This window comes from Grimontia sp. THUN1695 (assembly GCF_059704325.2).
The window spans coordinates 155148-171112 of the sequence record NZ_AP046576.1 but is presented as its reverse complement, the minus strand read 5'-3'; the positions used below and the strand labels follow the sequence as shown (position 1 = coordinate 171112).

Below are 15965 nucleotides of genomic sequence, written 5' to 3'. Positions count from 1 at the left end.
CCGGATATGCTGATATCGCATAGACGCGAGATTGCATATACAGTCTCAGTATAGAAGCTGATTTCATTACCGCCACAACACAACCTGAAATAAATTGCTGTTTTTAAAGCGTTATGTACCTTTTATTTTTCAAAAACCGGGCTATACCCACATACCTCTTTTTCTACCGCTTATAGAGATTGGCCAAACAACGATATTTATGGTCACTTGCAGGGTGAAGTGTCAAGTCATGCGTACCCCGTGCATTCTGCATCAGGGTAATACCAACCGCAGCATTATCACCATCAGCATGGGCGGGGTTTTTTGCTCACCAACGCTATAACGCCAACCGGCTTTTTCACCGATTGTCTCTGAATTCAGAAACACGGGGGGTTATAAACATGCAACTATTAGGGGTCCTTAAAATGCATGTGCACGGAGTCCAGTATGGTGTCTGTCACCTCACCGCGACAAATTTGCCATATCATCAGCTCACTGGAAGATGCTGAGCAGAATGCACTGGTTATTGCCAACATTCGCCAATTTCCGCAGCCGCATTTTGAGCACACACTGATTGTCCTGAAAAAGTCCCATCCCCTGTCTATGGTCCTCCCCCACGATGTCAGTTGCCTTGAACTGGCACTGAAAGGCTCTTGGATTCACCGCATGCGGGAATGCCATAGAGCGCTAACGGTATTGAGACCGGATATTTGCCAAACTTACGGCGAACATGCTTTTCCTGTGCAGTGGTTTGCGCACCGACTCAACATTCCGTTAAAACTCCACATCCATCATTCAACACGCGCCCAATCGGGGTGGCCACTGGATCCGATCCGCAACGTGAAATATCGCCTTCTCTCCCATTCAGTTGATGTTGTGATCTCTACCGAAGATAGCGACCTGATCTGGTTAACCGAAAAAGCCCAGCTGGAATCAGGGAAAACACAGCTTATCCGTAGTGGTATCGACAACCGCTGCCATTGTCCCAGGCTACGAGAAGTTGATTCTGGTATCTCCAATCACTTTGTCGGGACAGTACCAATCCCGACACATCACTTCGTTGTGGGTGTGCCGGTGGCAAGCTCCAATAAATCAACAGTGTTGGCATTTCTGGATGAATATATCGCTGCCAGGGCGCAGTCTGCATGCTTTGCACATGATTGTCTGCTTCTGCTGCTGGGGAATAGCCCGCACCTTTGCGAATACAAAAATGCGCTTGCGCACGCTGGTGTCAGCGACAACAGTGTACGCATCTGCAATCACTTTCCGGACTACGACCGTTTTTACCACCATATTGATGCCATAGTCAGTTTGGGAGAAAAAGGGCACACACCGGTTTCATTGCTTGAAGCCATGTCGATGGGATTGCCCGTTATCAGTCAACGAGATGATGACAGTGAATGTATCGACGATGATCCACTGTTGTGGCCAACCGACTACGACGCTAGCTTGATGCAATACCAACTCTTGACTCTGTATGAGAATGACCATCAACGAATGCGGCTCGGCCAGGCTTCACGGCGATACGTCATAGAAAAACATAGCCATCATGAATACCGTCTCCGGTACCGGGCGCTCTATACGCGGGCCAAAAAGAAAGAAGTTATGGAACCGTCTGGGACTGCCACCGTGCTGCGCAAGCAGTGGGTTACTCACGAATAAAGGTTGATTCGATCTCCAGCTCTATCGCACTGCTTCTCCAATATTCAAAAACCACTTCTTGCGCAGTATCTGTGTCATCGATATTCACCCGGGTAATTTTTAGGGCGGGGGCACCAGCGGTAGAACGTATCGCCAAGGCAACACTGTGATCAAACGTAGTGGAATTTACAATGTAGCGCGATTTGGCAAACTGCAATTGCCACGCTGACTGGTAAAGCGGCAGTAACTCCCCATCCAAATCATGTTGCAGAAGATTGGGGACACGATCAGCCCGGATCACGTGTTCTGCAAGCATGACTGGCCGACCGTCAATACTGTGTAGGCGAACAACACGATACACATCGGAAAACGGTGGCAACGATAGCAACTGACAGCTTTCTTTATTCGCCATCATGCTTTCTGACGCAATCACATTGATAGACGGGTGCCGCCTTTGGGCAAGGGCACATGCAGAAAAATCGAGGGAAGCGGAAAGGTTTATCTTGAGAGGTCGGTGGGAAACAAACCAGCCCCGCCGATCTTCACGAAAAATCAGTCCATCGGTCTCCAACAATGACAGAGCTTCACGGAGTGTCACCCGTGTTGTTTTAAATGCTTCAGCAAGCTTTCTTTCCGAAGGCAGTTTGGTACCTGCGGCCAACTGGCCACTAGAAATTTGTTCGCGAATGGCATCGGTGATTTTGATGTACTGCAAGCAACGCCGCTCTTATTTCCCAAAATAAGGAGCCAAGCATACCTCAGTCACCGGGAGATTACAGCCGTTGATCCCAAAACAACGTGAAAACGTGAACATGTCGAATGTCAGGAAATGTTGGGCAGTTGCCTAACGCCAGCGCACACCAGTAAGGGAGAGGATTTCCATGCGCTCCAACTCTTTTAGCAGGTTACGGGCATATTCCGGCTCACAAACAGACAACGCTGACAATGCCGCTCCCAATGAAAGGTTTTTCTCAAGAAGAGACAGGAAGACACCGGTGGCACTGTCACACACCATCACATCACCGGTGTTGGGGCTAAAAAGCACCATCTGATCGCCAGATTCATAACTGCAAACCTCAAGCGAAAAGTTTTCGGCAAGACACACATCCACATCAGCCTTCAGCACCAGATTATTATCTATCAGTTCTGTCACTCTCATCGTTACTACTCCGCTGCCCGAAAACTGAAGATGACACTTGCATAATCACAACAAGCAACTGTTTAACTGTACATGCTGATTTCTTTTTCCACACTATATTTATGGTTAATTACCTTAGTGTCGCAATATCAAGATGGAGAGACTCCAACCCATCCGGAACACAAGAACTACTTCAAACGGAAAGAACGAGAATCTGTTGACCTTTTGAGGTTATTCCTGACCACAAAAGGTCAACAGAACCTAGCGCTGGAGAGTATATTTTTCTATCAGGGTATACAGTGTTGGACGTGAAACCCCCAGCAGATTGGCAGTCTGGGACATGTTGCCTTCCGCACGCTCCAAAGCACGTGTAACGGCATGACGTTCTGCCTCTTCCCGTACCTGCCTAAGGTTTATGGACAACCCACAGTCTTTACGGTGTTCTTTTGTCAGCGCCAAATCCACAGCACTGATTTGGGTACCATCGGCCATGATCACAGCGGACTGCACTTTGTTCTGCAACTCGCGCACATTTCCAGGCCAAGAATAAGACAGTAAGGCTTCAATAGCATCTTCTGTGAACCCAGCCAGATTACGGCTTAAACTTTCATTAAACTGGAGTAAAAAGGTTTTCGCCAGCAAGAGAGTGTCATCCCCGCGTTCGCGAAGCGGTGGAATATTGATCGTCACTTCGCCGAGCAAATGCAAAAGATCTTCCCGAAATCGACGATCACCTGCACGGTGATTCAACTCTTGATGAGTCGCTGCCACTACTTTAACATCAACGGGAATCGCGCGCTGGCCTGCTATGCGATCAACCACGCGCTCTTGCAGAAACCGCAGTACTTTTGCCTGAATAGCAGGAGGCATATCCCCCACCTCATCCAGAAACAGTGTCCCCTCCTGCGCTGTTTCAATCTTGCCAACCTTCACCTGGCGCGAGCCAAAATTCCCTTTTTCGATACCAAACAGCTCACTATCAAGCAAGTCTTCAGGAATGGAAGCGCAATTGACTGTTACGAATGGCTTGTCGCTTCGGCCGCTGCGATCATGTATCGCCCGGGCTAGCAATGCTTTACCCGTTCCGCTTTCGCCATAAATTAAAGTACTTACATCGGTACTGGCTACACGATCTACCATTTTTAGGGTCTGTACCATAGGGGCACTGCCACCCAATATTAGACGTTGCTGCCGCTCAAAGGCTTTAAGGCGCCCAATGTCAATTTCCAGCTTTGCAATGTATCTGGACCTTTTTACTATCATCCGCAGCAGATCATCACTGAAAGGTCGCTCAATGATATCGAAAGCCCCTGCCTCTAACGCAAGTGTCGGATCGCTACCCTTTTCTTTATCAATCACCATCACTACCTTGGTTCGTGGCGAAAGCATCAGGATTTCTTTGACCAGAGACAGTGAAGTGGCATTGGTCTGGCCCACAACCACCACTGACGTTAATACTTGGTTTAGCGCTGAAGACACGCTATCTGGTGGAGCCGTTATAATTGACATTTCACTTTCTAAAGCGTGGCTTAATTGTTTTTGTGACGCTGGGTTATCATCAATAATAAGCAATGCGTCCTGACGTTTGCCAGTCAGGGTTAGCTCGGTATCAACCATGTATCTCCCCTTTGGGTATTCACACCGTGTATTAAAATTGCCTCAAACCACTTATCTTGTACCCAGTTTGCAACCGGGTACAAGAAGCAACACGGGAACTGTGTTTATTGCCTGTATTGGCATGACTGATCCAACGGACAACCCAAACTTCACTGTCGGCTATTGGGAGCGAACTCATCGCCTGACAGTTGTTCAGTACCTTGATGAATCTTTTATAGTCACGGTGTTTTCTAACGGGTTTGCGCAGCATTCACTCACCCTGAAAAACAATAGCCATTGGCTACTCGTCATTTGCTGCACATCTAAAACACGGAAAACTACCCAGTGACAACACGTTACCAAACCAAAAGACAGTCAGAGACCTCAGGCTTTCGTTTTTATCGTTATCACCCTTCCGGTCAGTGCTGGTGCACAGGAGCCGACATCAGGCAAGCCACCTAACATTCACTGGTTCGTGGGATACTCTAGCAGGATGACTATTGGGTATGTCTGATAAAGGTAGGAAATACGGTTAATTCTTATTTTGTAGTCACATTCTCTGAATTCAACAACGGGAAGATATGCGGGAATATGTTCAAACGTGTCGATATTTAGCGGCAACTTTCACTCTCACTGACATATACCCATTCAACTTGAAGATGCAGGATTGAGCACTTGAAAATTATCATTTATACGAGACGCTAAAGAGCCTGCGATTTGTGGAAGGATCACAGTGAAAAATCGGCCAATAGCCGCTTCAAAATCCCGTTTACTTTTGAAGTAGACATTGTTCCTTACCTGCTCGTTCATCACTTTCCAAAGCCGTTCTATCGGATTGAGGTTGGGACTGTAGGGCGGTAAATAGTGAAGCTCGATATTCAGCACAAAGGCGGCGTCTTTTACTAAGTCGCTTCGGTGATACCCTGCACCATCCAAAATGAGGTGGAGCTTATGCGTCAGTGGGTAGCTTTCTCTCAGCTTACACAAAAACCTAACGATGTTTTCGCTGTTGATGCTCTCGTAATTATCGATAACAGTGCGGCCAATCTCAGAGAGATTTAATGCACCCACTATGTTGAGGCGACTGCGGCTTCCCGTGGTTTCAATCGCTTTGTCCTGCCCAGTACGTATCCAGCCATGAGAGAGTTTGGTGGCCTGAGTGGGATGAACCGCATCCATGAACAGGATAGTTTCCTCTTTGCCGCAGCTCGACTTAAGTGCCTTGTAGGCTTCGACAAATTCTTGCTGTTTAGCCTCATCAAACCTGTGAGGGACACCTTTAGGCTTTTTATAGCTAAAACCGTGGTGATGCAGCCACTTGTTCATGCCAGCGACGGTATAGCAGACGCCGAATTGCGCCAGAACATAGGCAACAATCTGGTGAGTATGGTGATAGGTCACCTCTGTTAAGTGCTCGATGAGCGCCATCGTCTGTGAAGCCGATAAGCCACTGCTGGACCCACCATTTTCAGGTTTGAGTTTCTCGGACTGCGCGTAATCGTGAAGGTGACGGAGAACGGTGGTTTCGTGAATACGCAAGGCTTGAGAAATCATGGCAGTACTCCAACCTTCAGAAGCAAGCAGTACCGCTTTAATACGGTCACGCACTCGACCATCACGCGTTTTATCGTGCTGGTTTTCGAGTTCATGTTTTTGCTTGTAGGTCAGAGTCACTTTCATGGGGCGTAGCATGATCCTCATACCGATGAAAATCAAGCATCTTCAATGATCACGGGTATACATACATGCGGCCTCCTTGCTAATCAGTGTCAGTTCTGTTGAACGTGGTATCGCGGCCACGTCATTGCCCGCTGTGAGTAAAATGTCGATCCCTTGGGGAAACACGCCGCGGTGAGCGATGAGGGATGCCAACAACGTGCTGCTCAGCCCTTTTACCGACAATTTTTCAGTCGCCTTGATGCCTGGCCCCGTGAGTGAAAATGCCAACCCGCTATCAAAACCGCCAACATCCAAAATCAGCGTGGTGCTTCTGTCAGGATAAATCTCATCACCGAATGAAAAGCTTTTAAAACGCTCCTGTTCATCACCCTTTATTAAGGCAAACGCCGCCTGTGATTTCTCTAAGGTGACAGGTGCAGCACAATGGAAACGAACGTTCTCAATCAAGGCTTCATCGGCGCTAAAAAGGCGGGATAGCCATAAGCGGGTTGTATTGTCAGCCAGCGTCAGTAATACCTGTGTTGCCGCGCTGCTCGCCGAGCCAAACTGGGCTGAATGATCGAGCGAAACACGTTTGCCCGGACGGGACATTGCCTCCATCAGCTTTCGGAACACCTGCTGCGTATCATGCACGGGTGAATCAAACCCTGCCGTTATCTTGTTCATTCATCCTCTCCCCTTACCATGGTGAAAAAGTCGACTTTACTGGTTGCCACTTCTCTTGCACGCAACTGTTCTTGTTCTGCTTTTTCTGCCGCGAGGGGCAATATCAGGGCGTGTTGTAATACATCGTGTGCAGCGGTTTGCATCAACGCATCGATCACAGCAGCAAGTTCTGCATGCTGTTTGTTTCTTCCTGTGACGTAGCTGTAACCCAACTCGCCACTTTCCAACCGAACGACAGCCCGGGTGATAGTGACATCACCGAGATTGAAAGCATTACCCGTTCCTCCCATGCGGGCTCGGACCTGTGCCAAGCCTATTTCCGGCGCGCGAACCCGTTGGTATTGCGGCCTCAGAGCAAGCTTTTCCCAGTGCGTTATCAAGGCATTGGTATCCGTTCTGGCGAGAACTGACATCCAGCGTTGACGCGGTGTTTGTTGTTCCTGTTCCATTCAGTGCTCCAAAACAATTTCAACCAGATCAGAACGTGTATGGGATGACGAAAACTCCACGATCCGGTCGGTTCCTGTAATCACGTTGATGGTTTTAAACACCATGATGGGTGTCTTGCCAGACAGTTGAAGTAACCGACAATCGGTCTTTTTCGGCATCATGGCTCTGAGTCTTGTACTTTTGCGGGTGAGGTGAACATCCAACTTGTCTTTGAGAAAGGCATGCAGGGAGCCGACTTCGAAATGCTTCACCACCGGCCACCATGCAAGATCAGCAAGGTAGTGATCGATCACACTGGCTGACATACAGTTAATCTTGCGAAGGGTGCGAAGCTTGATGATTTTCGATTCCAGCCCGATACCAAACATGTCCGCCATTTTCCCGTTTGCCGCCACGAGGCCACGGCTGATCACCTGACTGGTAGGCAAGCTGCCCTGCTCTAACAAGTTATCAGTGAAATGTGCGCCGGAGTGAAGCGGGTAATCATAAGGTTGACTGACCACCATATTGCCGCGCCCCTGCTGGCGCTCGATGAGACCTGTGAACACCAGTTCGTCGATAGCACGCCTCACCGTGTGACGGTTTACGTCATATCTCTTGGCCAACCTGGATTCAGGCGGCAGGTAATCTCCCACCTGAAAGTGGTTGCGAACTTCCTGTTCGAGATGTCTGGCGATATCTAAATACACGCGCATGGTTTATCCCTTTACCTTTTAGGTTATCTAGACAAGTTGGGTGAAATAAAAAGCCGGGATGTTAAATAAACATCTTCAGATTGCTGACTAACCCCGCTTTTTCAAGCGGGGTTTTCTTTTGTTAGTGGCCGAAGGCCGCGATCGCGCTATTTTTCCATATTGTTATGTTCAGGCTGCTTTTAGCCCATAGACGCTAAATTGCGTCACTATCTGGACTATTTGCCGTGTATTGAGCCCGATTTTGCGAAGATAAGCCTCCAGTAAGGCTATCTTCTTGATGTTTTGCGCTGCTGCCGCCAACCAGCATTGGATTTGTACTTTCAACAGACCACGGAACCTCGCATAGCGATGGCCATGATGTTGTTTGGCATCTGCGAAGCTTCGCTCCACCGTCTCTGCCCGTCGTCGGTACACTTTCTTTCCCCAGGCTGTCAGCCTCAAGGCATTGGCATTCTCTACCGATTTCTCGAACAGGTGCCGGGTTATCACCCGTTTGTGATTCTTGCTCTTGGTGCAATCATCGCGCAGCGGACAGGTTTTGCATATCTGTGGGTCAGAGTGATACTCGCGGTATGCCTGACGGTTGGTGGTCTTGTAAACCAGCTCCTGTCCCTGAGGACAGAGATAGCGGTCCGTCTCTTTGTCGTAATGAAAGTGCTTTTTCTTGATAGGATTCTTCGTACGGTGCGGCCGGCGGTATCCCATCACCGGCAGCATTTGGCGCTGCTCCAGTTCATGGCAGATAGTCGCGGTGAAGTAACCGGCATCAAGCCCGGCGGCAACAGGCGAGAGCGTAAAGCGCGCTAACGTGGTATCCAGACGGGCGATATACGGTTGGGCGTCATTCACATTGCCTGGCGTGACATGGGTGTCGAGGATGATGCCGTGTTTGCCGTCGACGGTGCGATGGTCAAGGTAGAAGAAGCCCTGTGGTTTTTGGTCCCGTGTCATGAACCCGCTGTCTGGGTCGGTGGTGCTGACTTTGGTGTTTTTCTCAATGTGACCATCTTTCGGTTTGAGTGGGCGTTTTCCTTCTGCTGCACGGTCAGCGTCAACCGCTTCATCTAACAGCTCGGCATAAGCACTGACGTTTTGTTTCACCAGTTCGTTACGGTATTTACGCTTGTTGGCATTGGCTTTCAGGTGAGTGCTGTCGGTAAATAAGACGCGTCCCTCGACCATGCCTTTGTTCATCGCCTGCTCGACGATGCGGATGAAGATGCGCTCGAACACGTCGGTATCGTTGAAGCGACGGCGGCGGTTCTGGCTCAAGGTGGACGCATCAATCACCTTTTCGGTTAGCGACATGCGAAGGAACCAGCGGTAAGCGACGTTGACCTCGATATCTTTGACGAGCTGGCGTTCACTTTTAACACCGAAGAGGAAGCCTAGGAGCAGGATTTTGAACAGGCGAACGGGGTCTATCGCAGGACGGCCATTGTTGTGGCAGTAGAGATGGGCGACTTCGTCGCGGATAAACTCAAAGTCGACGGCAGCATCGATTTTGCGAACAAGATGGTTTTTGGGAACCAACTGTTCGAGTGTCACCATCTCGAATTCATATTGCTGAGGGCCAGGGTCTTTAAGCATGTCACCACATCCATGATTGATTTGCTTATCCCTTATTAGATCAAAGCCCCAGCCAAATGGCCAGGGCTTTGTCAGCAGTCTGGGGATGTTAAATAAACATCTTGCGAATATACTGAGATGCAAAGTCAATCAGGCTGACGGTTACGATCACGATCAGCATGATGGCGGCGGTCTGTTGAAACTGGAATCCACGAATCGCCTCCCAAAGCATCACGCCAATTCCTCCCGCACCGACCATGCCAACAACGGTGGCTGAACGAACATTCGATTCGAACCAATATAGGGTGAAAGAAATCCACAGCGGCAGTACCTGAGGCAACACACCGTACATCACTTCTTCAATCTTGTTGGCGCCGGTTGCCCGCACGCCTTCTACTGGGCCGATATCAATGGCTTCGACCGCTCCTGAGAACAGCTTAGCCAGCACACCCGTGGTGTGAACAAACAGTGCCAATACCCCAGCGAAAGGCCCAAGCCCAACCGCGACAACAAATAACATGGCGAAAACCATTTCGTTGATAGCACGGGCGGTATCCATCAAACGGCGCATCGGCTGGTAGACCCACCAAGGCACGATGTTTTCAGCGCAAAGCAGACCAAATGGAATGGAAAGAAAGACAGAAAGCACGGTGCCCCAAATCGCGATTTGGATAGTGATCAGGGTTTCATCGACATAAAGCTTCCAGTGCGCTCATTTGGCGGTTCAGAGCAGCCAGCAAGTTCTTGATATTTGCCAACTCAGCGGCTTGCTTATCAGAAAGCGTGTTCTGGCTGCTCAGGCCGTTGAGTTGTTTGTACAGTGCCAGTTGACGGATAGGGAGCAGTTGCAGATCGCTTGATGGTTTGAACGGTGCCCACTCCAGACCTTTCAGAATGGCCATTTCCTGCGCATCACCGGCTGTACCGTAGTTCATGAAAAAGCTGTAAATGTCTTTTTTCACGTTTTCTGGCAAGTTCTTGCGCCATACGATGGGGTCAGAAGGGATCAACGGCGATTGCCAAATCACTTTGATCTCTTTGAATTTTTCTGGATTGTTACGTTCGAAACGACGCAGGTTTTCCGTGTTGTTCGTCGCCACATCCACCTGTTTGTTGGCGACAGCGAACAGGCTCACTTCGTGGCTAGAATTCAAGGTGCGCTTGAAATCGGTCGGTTGGATGTTGTTTTTTGCGAACACGTAGTAAGAAGGCACCAGGAAGCCTGACGTTGAGTTTGGATCGCCATTACCGAAAGCCAGTTTGCTACGGTTGGCAATCACGTCTTCAACGCTGTTGATAGGGCTGTCTTTGTGAGTTACCAGCAAACTCCAGTAACCGGGGTTACCTTCTGCATCAACCGTTTGCGCGAAGATTTCACCACCTGAACGGTCAACCGCTTCCATCGCTGATTTGTTACCAAACCATGCAACGTCAACTTTGTTGAAACGCATGCCCTGTATGATGCCCGCATAGCCAGGGGCAAAATAGGCTTTCACTTCCATGCCCAGTTTTTTGCTCATATCGTCTAGGAACGGGTTCCACACCGATTTGAGGTTTTGCTGGGATTCGGTCGAAATTATACCGAAGTTCAGCGTGTCCATTTTGTCATCGGCAAAAGCTGGCGCCGTGATAGCCGCAGCCAGCATGCCAAATCCACAGGTGATTGTGCGTAGTGCTCGTAACATCATCATCGTGCTTTGTGTGTTAACGGTTTAGCTGATGAAAGAAAGTGCTGCTTTTTTCACAGCAGCCGGTTGTTCATCCATACCGACTATCCCGACTTCCTGTGTCATGTCAGATTTACGGCCATAGAGCTCAGCCAGTGCGCTTATCGATTGCTGCACTTTCTCTAATAGAAGATCTTGCCATCGCGCAATGCGACAACGTGTTGGCAGTATTTAAGGGCGTGATCGACCTGATGAAGCGTGACGATCACTGGGATGCCCTCACGTTGGTTGATATCGCTAAGAAGCTCCATCACGATGCGGGAAGATTCCGGATCCAGAGAAGCGATAGGCTCATCGGCGAAAATGATGCGGGCTTTTTGCATCAGTGCCCTCGCGATGGCCACACGTTGTTGCTGGCCACCGGAAAGCGTAGAGACTCGCTGATGGGCGAAGTTTTGCATGCCGACACGTTCAAGCGCAGCCATGGCATCTTCTTTCTGTTGTTTGGTGAAGTTTCCAGTAAGTGTGCGCCAGAAAGGTGTGTAGTTAAGTGCACCAATCAGTACATTGGTCATGACTGACAAGCGGTTAACCAGATTAAATTGCTGGAAGATGTAACCTAACTGAGCCCGGCAGTCACGGACCTGACCAGAAGCACGCCCCTGACTTTGCACGGTTTTACCAAGCACTTGGATATGTCCATCAGGGTTTTTATCTGAGAAAACCAGCCCGCTCAAATGGCGAAGCAGCGTTGATTTTCCTGAGCCGGAAGGCCCAAGTAGCGCCGCCATTTCTTTGTGTTGGATTTTGAGGTTGATCTGATCAAGCGCTTTGTTTTTTCCAAACGTCTTCGTCAGACCATTCACTTCGATGATGCTATCCATGTTTCAGGGAACCTCGTTATGTGGTGTCCCTATCGTGTGGTCTGTTTGTGTCGTTTTCATAACGACAACGTGTCAACACTGTGACCGTGCTATACACGTAGAAACAGGTCTAAAAACCCGGGAATGGCGCTCTCAAAGAGATTGGTTGGAAGAGATCTAGATATGTTCAGAGACATGTCTAGACAACTGATTAATTATAGAAGCATCACGTACTTTATCCACCATCAATTTATCTGGGATTGGACATACCCAAGCAACATGACGTGAATAGCCAATCACCGATTAAAAGGGATGCCTTGCTATAGATTTAGTTTTTGCTAAAATTAAAACTAAATCATAAAAAAACCACTTATAATCAGTGGCTTATTGATTAAATATCTCAATTATTACAGGTTCTGAACCAGTTCCATCGCCTGCGATACGATAACGAACTCTTCGTTGGTTGGATTTCTATTCGTATGGCATGAATAAGCGGGACATTAAGTATGTGCACTCGACAAGTTAGCGAGAAATGCCCAAAAGCGTTACGCAGATCACACATAGATGTAGCCAGGTTATCTTTGAAGAAGTTGAAAGATATCCATTAGACCGAAGGAATGATCGGGTACTTCCCAAGTTACACTTTAGGGGCTATGTATGCCGCTCAATTTATGGCTGCGATGCGCAAAACGGTAGATGTGGATGGGTGTATTGAAGCACTGGATATCGCGCCAATCAGTGCGTGGTTGGAAGAAAATATCTGGTCGAAAGGCTCAACGCTGACAACGGATGAACTCGTGATTCAAGCAACGGGTGAACCGCTGAATCCCGAGTATTTCAAACAAATAGGGGTAAGCGTCGAGCAACTCGAAAGACGCGATGACGGATATCCCTGCTTTCCACCTAACGTGAGGGGGTCTATCTCTCACTGCGGTTCACTTGCTGTTAGCCTAGTGACATGGCAAGAACACTTGGATTTTGTAGGGATTGATGTTGAAGACATAGTGAAAGTGCGTATTCCGATTTACTTGAACAGCCATTCCGGTTTTATTTGAACACCTCAGATCAACGCATCGTTGGCTAACCGATTTTTAACTTAAGTGTTCAAGTGGCGTCAACGGTCGCCAGTATTTTCCTCATTGACTCTCCTTTCAGTTTTATCCGGTGTGCATTGTGCATCAGGCGATCGAGGATGGCATCGGCCAACGTGTTATCACCGATGGATTGATACCATTGGTCGGTGGGGAGTTGGCTGATGAGGAGGGTTGAGCTACTGCCATGGCGGTCATCCATGATCTCCATCAGGTCGTTGCGCTGCGCGGCTTTTAGCGGTTCTAGTCCCCAGTCGTCCAGGATGAGCAGGTTGAGTTTAGCCAGGCTTTTCAGCTTCTTGCTGTAAGTGCCATCGGCTTTGGCCTGGGTGAGTTCCATGAGCAGACGACTCACCCGGTAGTATTTCACCGTGTAGCCTTTCAGGCAGGCGGTGTTAGCAAGCGCACAGGCGATATAGGTTTTCCCGGTGCCGCATGGCCCGGTCAGTAACAGGTTTTGCTGCCGCTGTAGCCAGTCGCATTGAAGCAACCCTGTCATGACACTTTTTTGCAGGCCGCGCGGGTGCTGATAATCGATGTCCTGGGCGGTTGCCGCAAGTTTTAGTTGGGCCTGTCTGAGCAGGCGCTGTTGTTTACGGTTATCCCGTTCATGGATTTCCTGGTCGGCCAGCAGTTGCAGCCGCTCAGCGAAGCAGAGGTCCTGATACTGGCCCGGTTGTTCGAGTTGCTGGCTCAATGCTTTTGCCATGCCACTCAGTTTGAGTTGGTGCAGTTGGGAGAGTGTGGTGTTTACCATGGGTTTTCTCCTTAATGGAAGCTCTGTGGGCCACGGATATTTTCGTGGTGCTGAGGGAGTGTCAGTGTTTCCTGGCTGGATTCACTGATGAGCTTGTCCTGATTACTGTTTAAGATGTCTTTGAGCTGTTGCAGGCGATAGAGCTGATGTTGATTAGCCAGTTTACAGGCGGTATTGAGCCGCTGCGGTGGATACTGGCTGGCTAATCGCAATGCGCCCAGACAGACGCGGAACGCCTGCTGTGGATGCGGTTTGCGTTTAAGCTGCGCTTTTACCCAGACAAGCACGTCATCGCCGATGTCCTTCGCCCAGTTCATCAGACTGCCCTCACTGACTTTGTGGTAATGCTGGTGCTGTACAGGCATGTGCTGCGGTGTAGTGGTAAACCCGTAGCGGTCATTACGGGGGTGGCTGGCAACGCATTTACCCTGGAAGTAGATTTGCACTAAGCGCGGCTTCGCGTGAAGCTCAACCCGCTCACCAACCAGTTGATGCGGTACTGAGTAAAGATGGCTCTCATACTGCACATGGTAATCAATGTTCACTTTAGCCTGGCGGATGTCAGTGTATTCATAGGCATGACACGGTAGCGGTTTTAAGGCGGGTTTATCCAGTTCGTCGAACCACTGCTGACGGGTTCCAGCCATTTGTTTGAAGGGCTTACTGTTTACTTCTATCAGTAACGCGCTGATGCACTGATTCAGCTCATACAGTGAGAAGAAAGTGTGATGGCGAAGCCGGGCTAATATCCAGCGCTCAATGATTTGTACACCCACTTCGGCCTTGGCTTTATCCTTCGGCTTATACGGTCTGGCCGGCACGATGGCCGTATCATAGTGAGCCGCCAGTTGCTGATAGGCCGGGTTGATATCTGGGTCGCTTTTACAGGCTTTGGTGACGGCACTTTTTAAGTTGTCCGGCACCACCATAGTGGGGACGCCACCGAGATAGTCAAAGGCCCGAACGTGGCTGCCCAGCCAGTCTTGTATACCTTGCGTCCAGGTCGCTTCGGCGAAGTAATAGCTGCTCGCTCCCATGGCCGCCACGAAGATTTGGGCGTGCCGGATCTCGCCAGTCTGTGGATTCACAACAGGCATGGTTTGCCCTGCGTAATCGACGAACAAGACGTCACCTGCCCGGTGATGCTGACGCATGGAGCGGCGCTGTTTCTTCAGCCAGTGCAGATAGCGGTCGCAGAACTGGGAATAACTGTAACAGCGGTTGGGGTATTGCTGAGTGTATTCCTCCCACAACAGCAGCTTCGTCACGCCCTTACGGCTTAGTTGCTTACGTAAGTCTGCCCAATCCGGCTCTTGGAATCGCTTGGCATGGCGGGTATCGGCTTGCGGATAAAAGCAGCGGGCCAACTGCGCATCATCCAGTTCACCCGGCAGTGGCCAGGATAAGTTCATGCTCTTGGCTTTGCTGAGCAGTGTTTGAATACTACCGACACTGACTTTGGTGCTGCGGTGGATCTCTCGGATACTCAATCCTGCCGAGAAATGCAGCCTTAAAACCTCTCTGATTTTACGCATTGTGATCCTTTTCAAACCTACCCCTCACTCGCCAACGAAAAGTCAGTGGTTAAGTTATCAAATTAATTGTTATTTCAATGCGTTGAGAAAATTCCGGTGTACTTGAACACCGATTCCGGAAATGAGCACAAAACTGTACTAAATAAATCCGGAATCAGAGTTCAAATGATTCCAGAATAGGTGTTCAAGTGTTTCCGGAATTACTGTTCAGATCCGGCCGGAATACGCAGTGAAAGGCGAGAGCGAAATGAGCATTCGAACCATGATTACCAAAGAAAGCGAATACGCGCTACTTGATGGTACGTCTTTAACCGACGCTCAGAAGACCACGCTCATTTTTTCCGCGAAAGAAAGTGTCTTTAAGGCAATCTACCCATACATCAATCGAGTGATAGGATTTGAAACCTCCTCTGTCACCTCTATCACTAAAGATAAAATCACAATAACGTTGAGCCAACCTTTGGCGGATCCTTTAGAAAAAGGATATGTTTTTCACTGTCACTATATCTTCCTTGAGGACGCAGTGATTACCTTTGTCTTGCAATAACTAAGTTCGCCATTAGCGGTAAAACGAGATTCATTCCATTATGGAAAGAAACTCCTGCCGCGAAATTTTAAATACGTTCATTCCTTTGCGG

Annotated in this window: 13 protein-coding genes and 3 pseudogenes; 3 read left to right on the top strand and 13 right to left on the bottom strand. The window is 49.1% G+C overall.

What is annotated here, in order from left to right; all coding sequences use genetic code 11:
- Nucleotides 1-426: 426 nt before the first annotated feature.
- On the top strand, nt 427-1641 hold the full coding sequence (locus AC6IB1_RS00800) for a glycosyltransferase (protein ID WP_497566500.1): 1215 nt from the start codon (nt 427-429) through the stop codon (nt 1639-1641).
- On the opposite strand, the gene AC6IB1_RS00795 is transcribed toward AC6IB1_RS00800, so the two are convergent.
- From AC6IB1_RS00795 to phnC, 11 genes and pseudogenes are all read right to left on the bottom strand, one after another.
- Nucleotides 1628-2335 carry a UTRA domain-containing protein gene (locus tag AC6IB1_RS00795; protein ID WP_497566499.1) on the bottom strand — a complete coding sequence of 236 codons (708 nt, stop codon included), beginning with the start codon at nt 2333-2335 and terminating at the stop codon, nt 1628-1630. The genes AC6IB1_RS00800 and AC6IB1_RS00795 overlap by 14 nt on opposite strands.
- A gap of 129 nt (nt 2336-2464) precedes the next feature.
- On the bottom strand, nt 2465-2779 hold the full coding sequence (locus tag AC6IB1_RS00790) for a hypothetical protein (RefSeq protein ID WP_497566498.1): 315 nt from the start codon (nt 2777-2779) through the stop codon (nt 2465-2467).
- A gap of 240 nt (nt 2780-3019) precedes the next feature.
- Entirely contained in the window at nt 3020-4375 is a 1356-nt protein-coding gene (locus AC6IB1_RS00785) for a sigma 54-interacting transcriptional regulator (RefSeq protein ID WP_497566497.1), read from the bottom strand.
- Between the two features lie 627 nt (nt 4376-5002).
- A complete protein-coding gene (locus AC6IB1_RS00780; RefSeq protein ID WP_497566496.1) occupies nt 5003-6034 on the bottom strand; it encodes an IS630 family transposase in 1032 nt (343 codons plus the stop codon).
- 42 nt (nt 6035-6076) lie between these two features.
- Nucleotides 6077-6700 carry a phosphonate C-P lyase system protein PhnH gene (phnH, locus tag AC6IB1_RS00775; protein ID WP_497566495.1) on the bottom strand — a complete coding sequence of 208 codons (624 nt, stop codon included), beginning with the start codon at nt 6698-6700 and terminating at the stop codon, nt 6077-6079.
- Nucleotides 6697-7149 carry a phosphonate C-P lyase system protein PhnG gene (phnG, locus tag AC6IB1_RS00770; protein ID WP_497566494.1) on the bottom strand — a complete coding sequence of 151 codons (453 nt, stop codon included), beginning with the start codon at nt 7147-7149 and terminating at the stop codon, nt 6697-6699. The genes phnH and phnG overlap by 4 nt, the downstream gene beginning before the upstream one ends.
- A complete protein-coding gene (gene phnF, locus AC6IB1_RS00765) occupies nt 7150-7845 on the bottom strand; it encodes a phosphonate metabolism transcriptional regulator PhnF (protein ID WP_497566493.1) in 696 nt (231 codons plus the stop codon).
- Nucleotides 7846-8013: 168 nt separating this feature from the next.
- Nucleotides 8014-9435: an IS1182 family transposase gene (locus tag AC6IB1_RS00760; protein WP_497566492.1), complete on the bottom strand. Its 1422-nt coding sequence runs from the start codon at nt 9433-9435 to the stop codon at nt 8014-8016.
- Nucleotides 9436-9523: 88 nt separating this feature from the next.
- Nucleotides 9524-10105: pseudogene (gene phnE, locus AC6IB1_RS00755) on the bottom strand (phosphonate ABC transporter, permease protein PhnE); the annotation flags it as partial.
- Entirely contained in the window at nt 10101-11099 is a 999-nt protein-coding gene (gene phnD, locus AC6IB1_RS00750; RefSeq protein WP_497566675.1) for a phosphonate ABC transporter substrate-binding protein, read from the bottom strand. The gene phnD and the pseudogene phnE, both read right to left, overlap by 5 nt.
- A gap of 27 nt (nt 11100-11126) precedes the next feature.
- Nucleotides 11127-11965, bottom strand: a pseudogene (gene phnC / locus AC6IB1_RS00745) (phosphonate ABC transporter ATP-binding protein).
- 587 nt (nt 11966-12552) lie between these two features.
- Here phnC and AC6IB1_RS00740 point away from each other — a divergent pair.
- Nucleotides 12553-12789 (top strand): annotated as a pseudogene (locus AC6IB1_RS00740) (carboxypeptidase); the annotation flags it as partial.
- A gap of 259 nt (nt 12790-13048) precedes the next feature.
- Here AC6IB1_RS00740 and istB read toward each other — a convergent pair.
- Both istB and istA read right to left on the bottom strand, forming a co-directional pair.
- On the bottom strand, nt 13049-13792 hold the full coding sequence (istB, locus tag AC6IB1_RS00735) for an IS21-like element helper ATPase IstB (RefSeq protein ID WP_497566252.1): 744 nt from the start codon (nt 13790-13792) through the stop codon (nt 13049-13051).
- 11 nt (nt 13793-13803) lie between these two features.
- Nucleotides 13804-15327, bottom strand: a complete 1524-nt coding sequence (istA, locus tag AC6IB1_RS00730) for an IS21 family transposase (RefSeq protein ID WP_497566251.1) — start codon at nt 15325-15327, stop codon at nt 13804-13806.
- Nucleotides 15328-15574: 247 nt separating this feature from the next.
- Here istA and AC6IB1_RS00725 point away from each other — a divergent pair, with 247 nt between their 5' ends.
- Nucleotides 15575-15874, top strand: a complete 300-nt coding sequence (locus AC6IB1_RS00725; RefSeq protein ID WP_497566491.1) for a 4'-phosphopantetheinyl transferase superfamily protein — start codon at nt 15575-15577, stop codon at nt 15872-15874.
- Nucleotides 15875-15965: the final 91 nt, after the last annotated feature.

Coding starts and splice junctions, on each gene's coding strand:
- AC6IB1_RS00800 (WP_497566500.1), top strand. CDS start 427: ATGGTGTCTGTCACCTCACCGCGACAAATTTGCCATATCATCAGCTCA.
- AC6IB1_RS00790 (WP_497566498.1), bottom strand. CDS start 2,779: ATGAGAGTGACAGAACTGATAGATAATAATCTGGTGCTGAAGGCTGAT.
- AC6IB1_RS00785 (WP_497566497.1), bottom strand. CDS start 4,375: ATGGTTGATACCGAGCTAACCCTGACTGGCAAACGTCAGGACGCATTG.
- AC6IB1_RS00780 (WP_497566496.1), bottom strand. CDS start 6,034: ATGAAAGTGACTCTGACCTACAAGCAAAAACATGAACTCGAAAACCAG.
- phnH (WP_497566495.1), bottom strand. CDS start 6,700: ATGAACAAGATAACGGCAGGGTTTGATTCACCCGTGCATGATACGCAG.
- phnG (WP_497566494.1), bottom strand. CDS start 7,149: ATGGAACAGGAACAACAAACACCGCGTCAACGCTGGATGTCAGTTCTC.
- phnF (WP_497566493.1), bottom strand. CDS start 7,845: ATGCGCGTGTATTTAGATATCGCCAGACATCTCGAACAGGAAGTTCGC.
- AC6IB1_RS00760 (WP_497566492.1), bottom strand. CDS start 9,435: ATGCTTAAAGACCCTGGCCCTCAGCAATATGAATTCGAGATGGTGACA.
- phnD (WP_497566675.1), bottom strand. CDS start 11,099: ATGTTACGAGCACTACGCACAATCACCTGTGGATTTGGCATGCTGGCT.
- istB (WP_497566252.1), bottom strand. CDS start 13,792: ATGGTAAACACCACACTCTCCCAACTGCACCAACTCAAACTGAGTGGC.
- istA (WP_497566251.1), bottom strand. CDS start 15,327: ATGCGTAAAATCAGAGAGGTTTTAAGGCTGCATTTCTCGGCAGGATTG.
- AC6IB1_RS00725 (WP_497566491.1), top strand. CDS start 15,575: ATGAGCATTCGAACCATGATTACCAAAGAAAGCGAATACGCGCTACTT.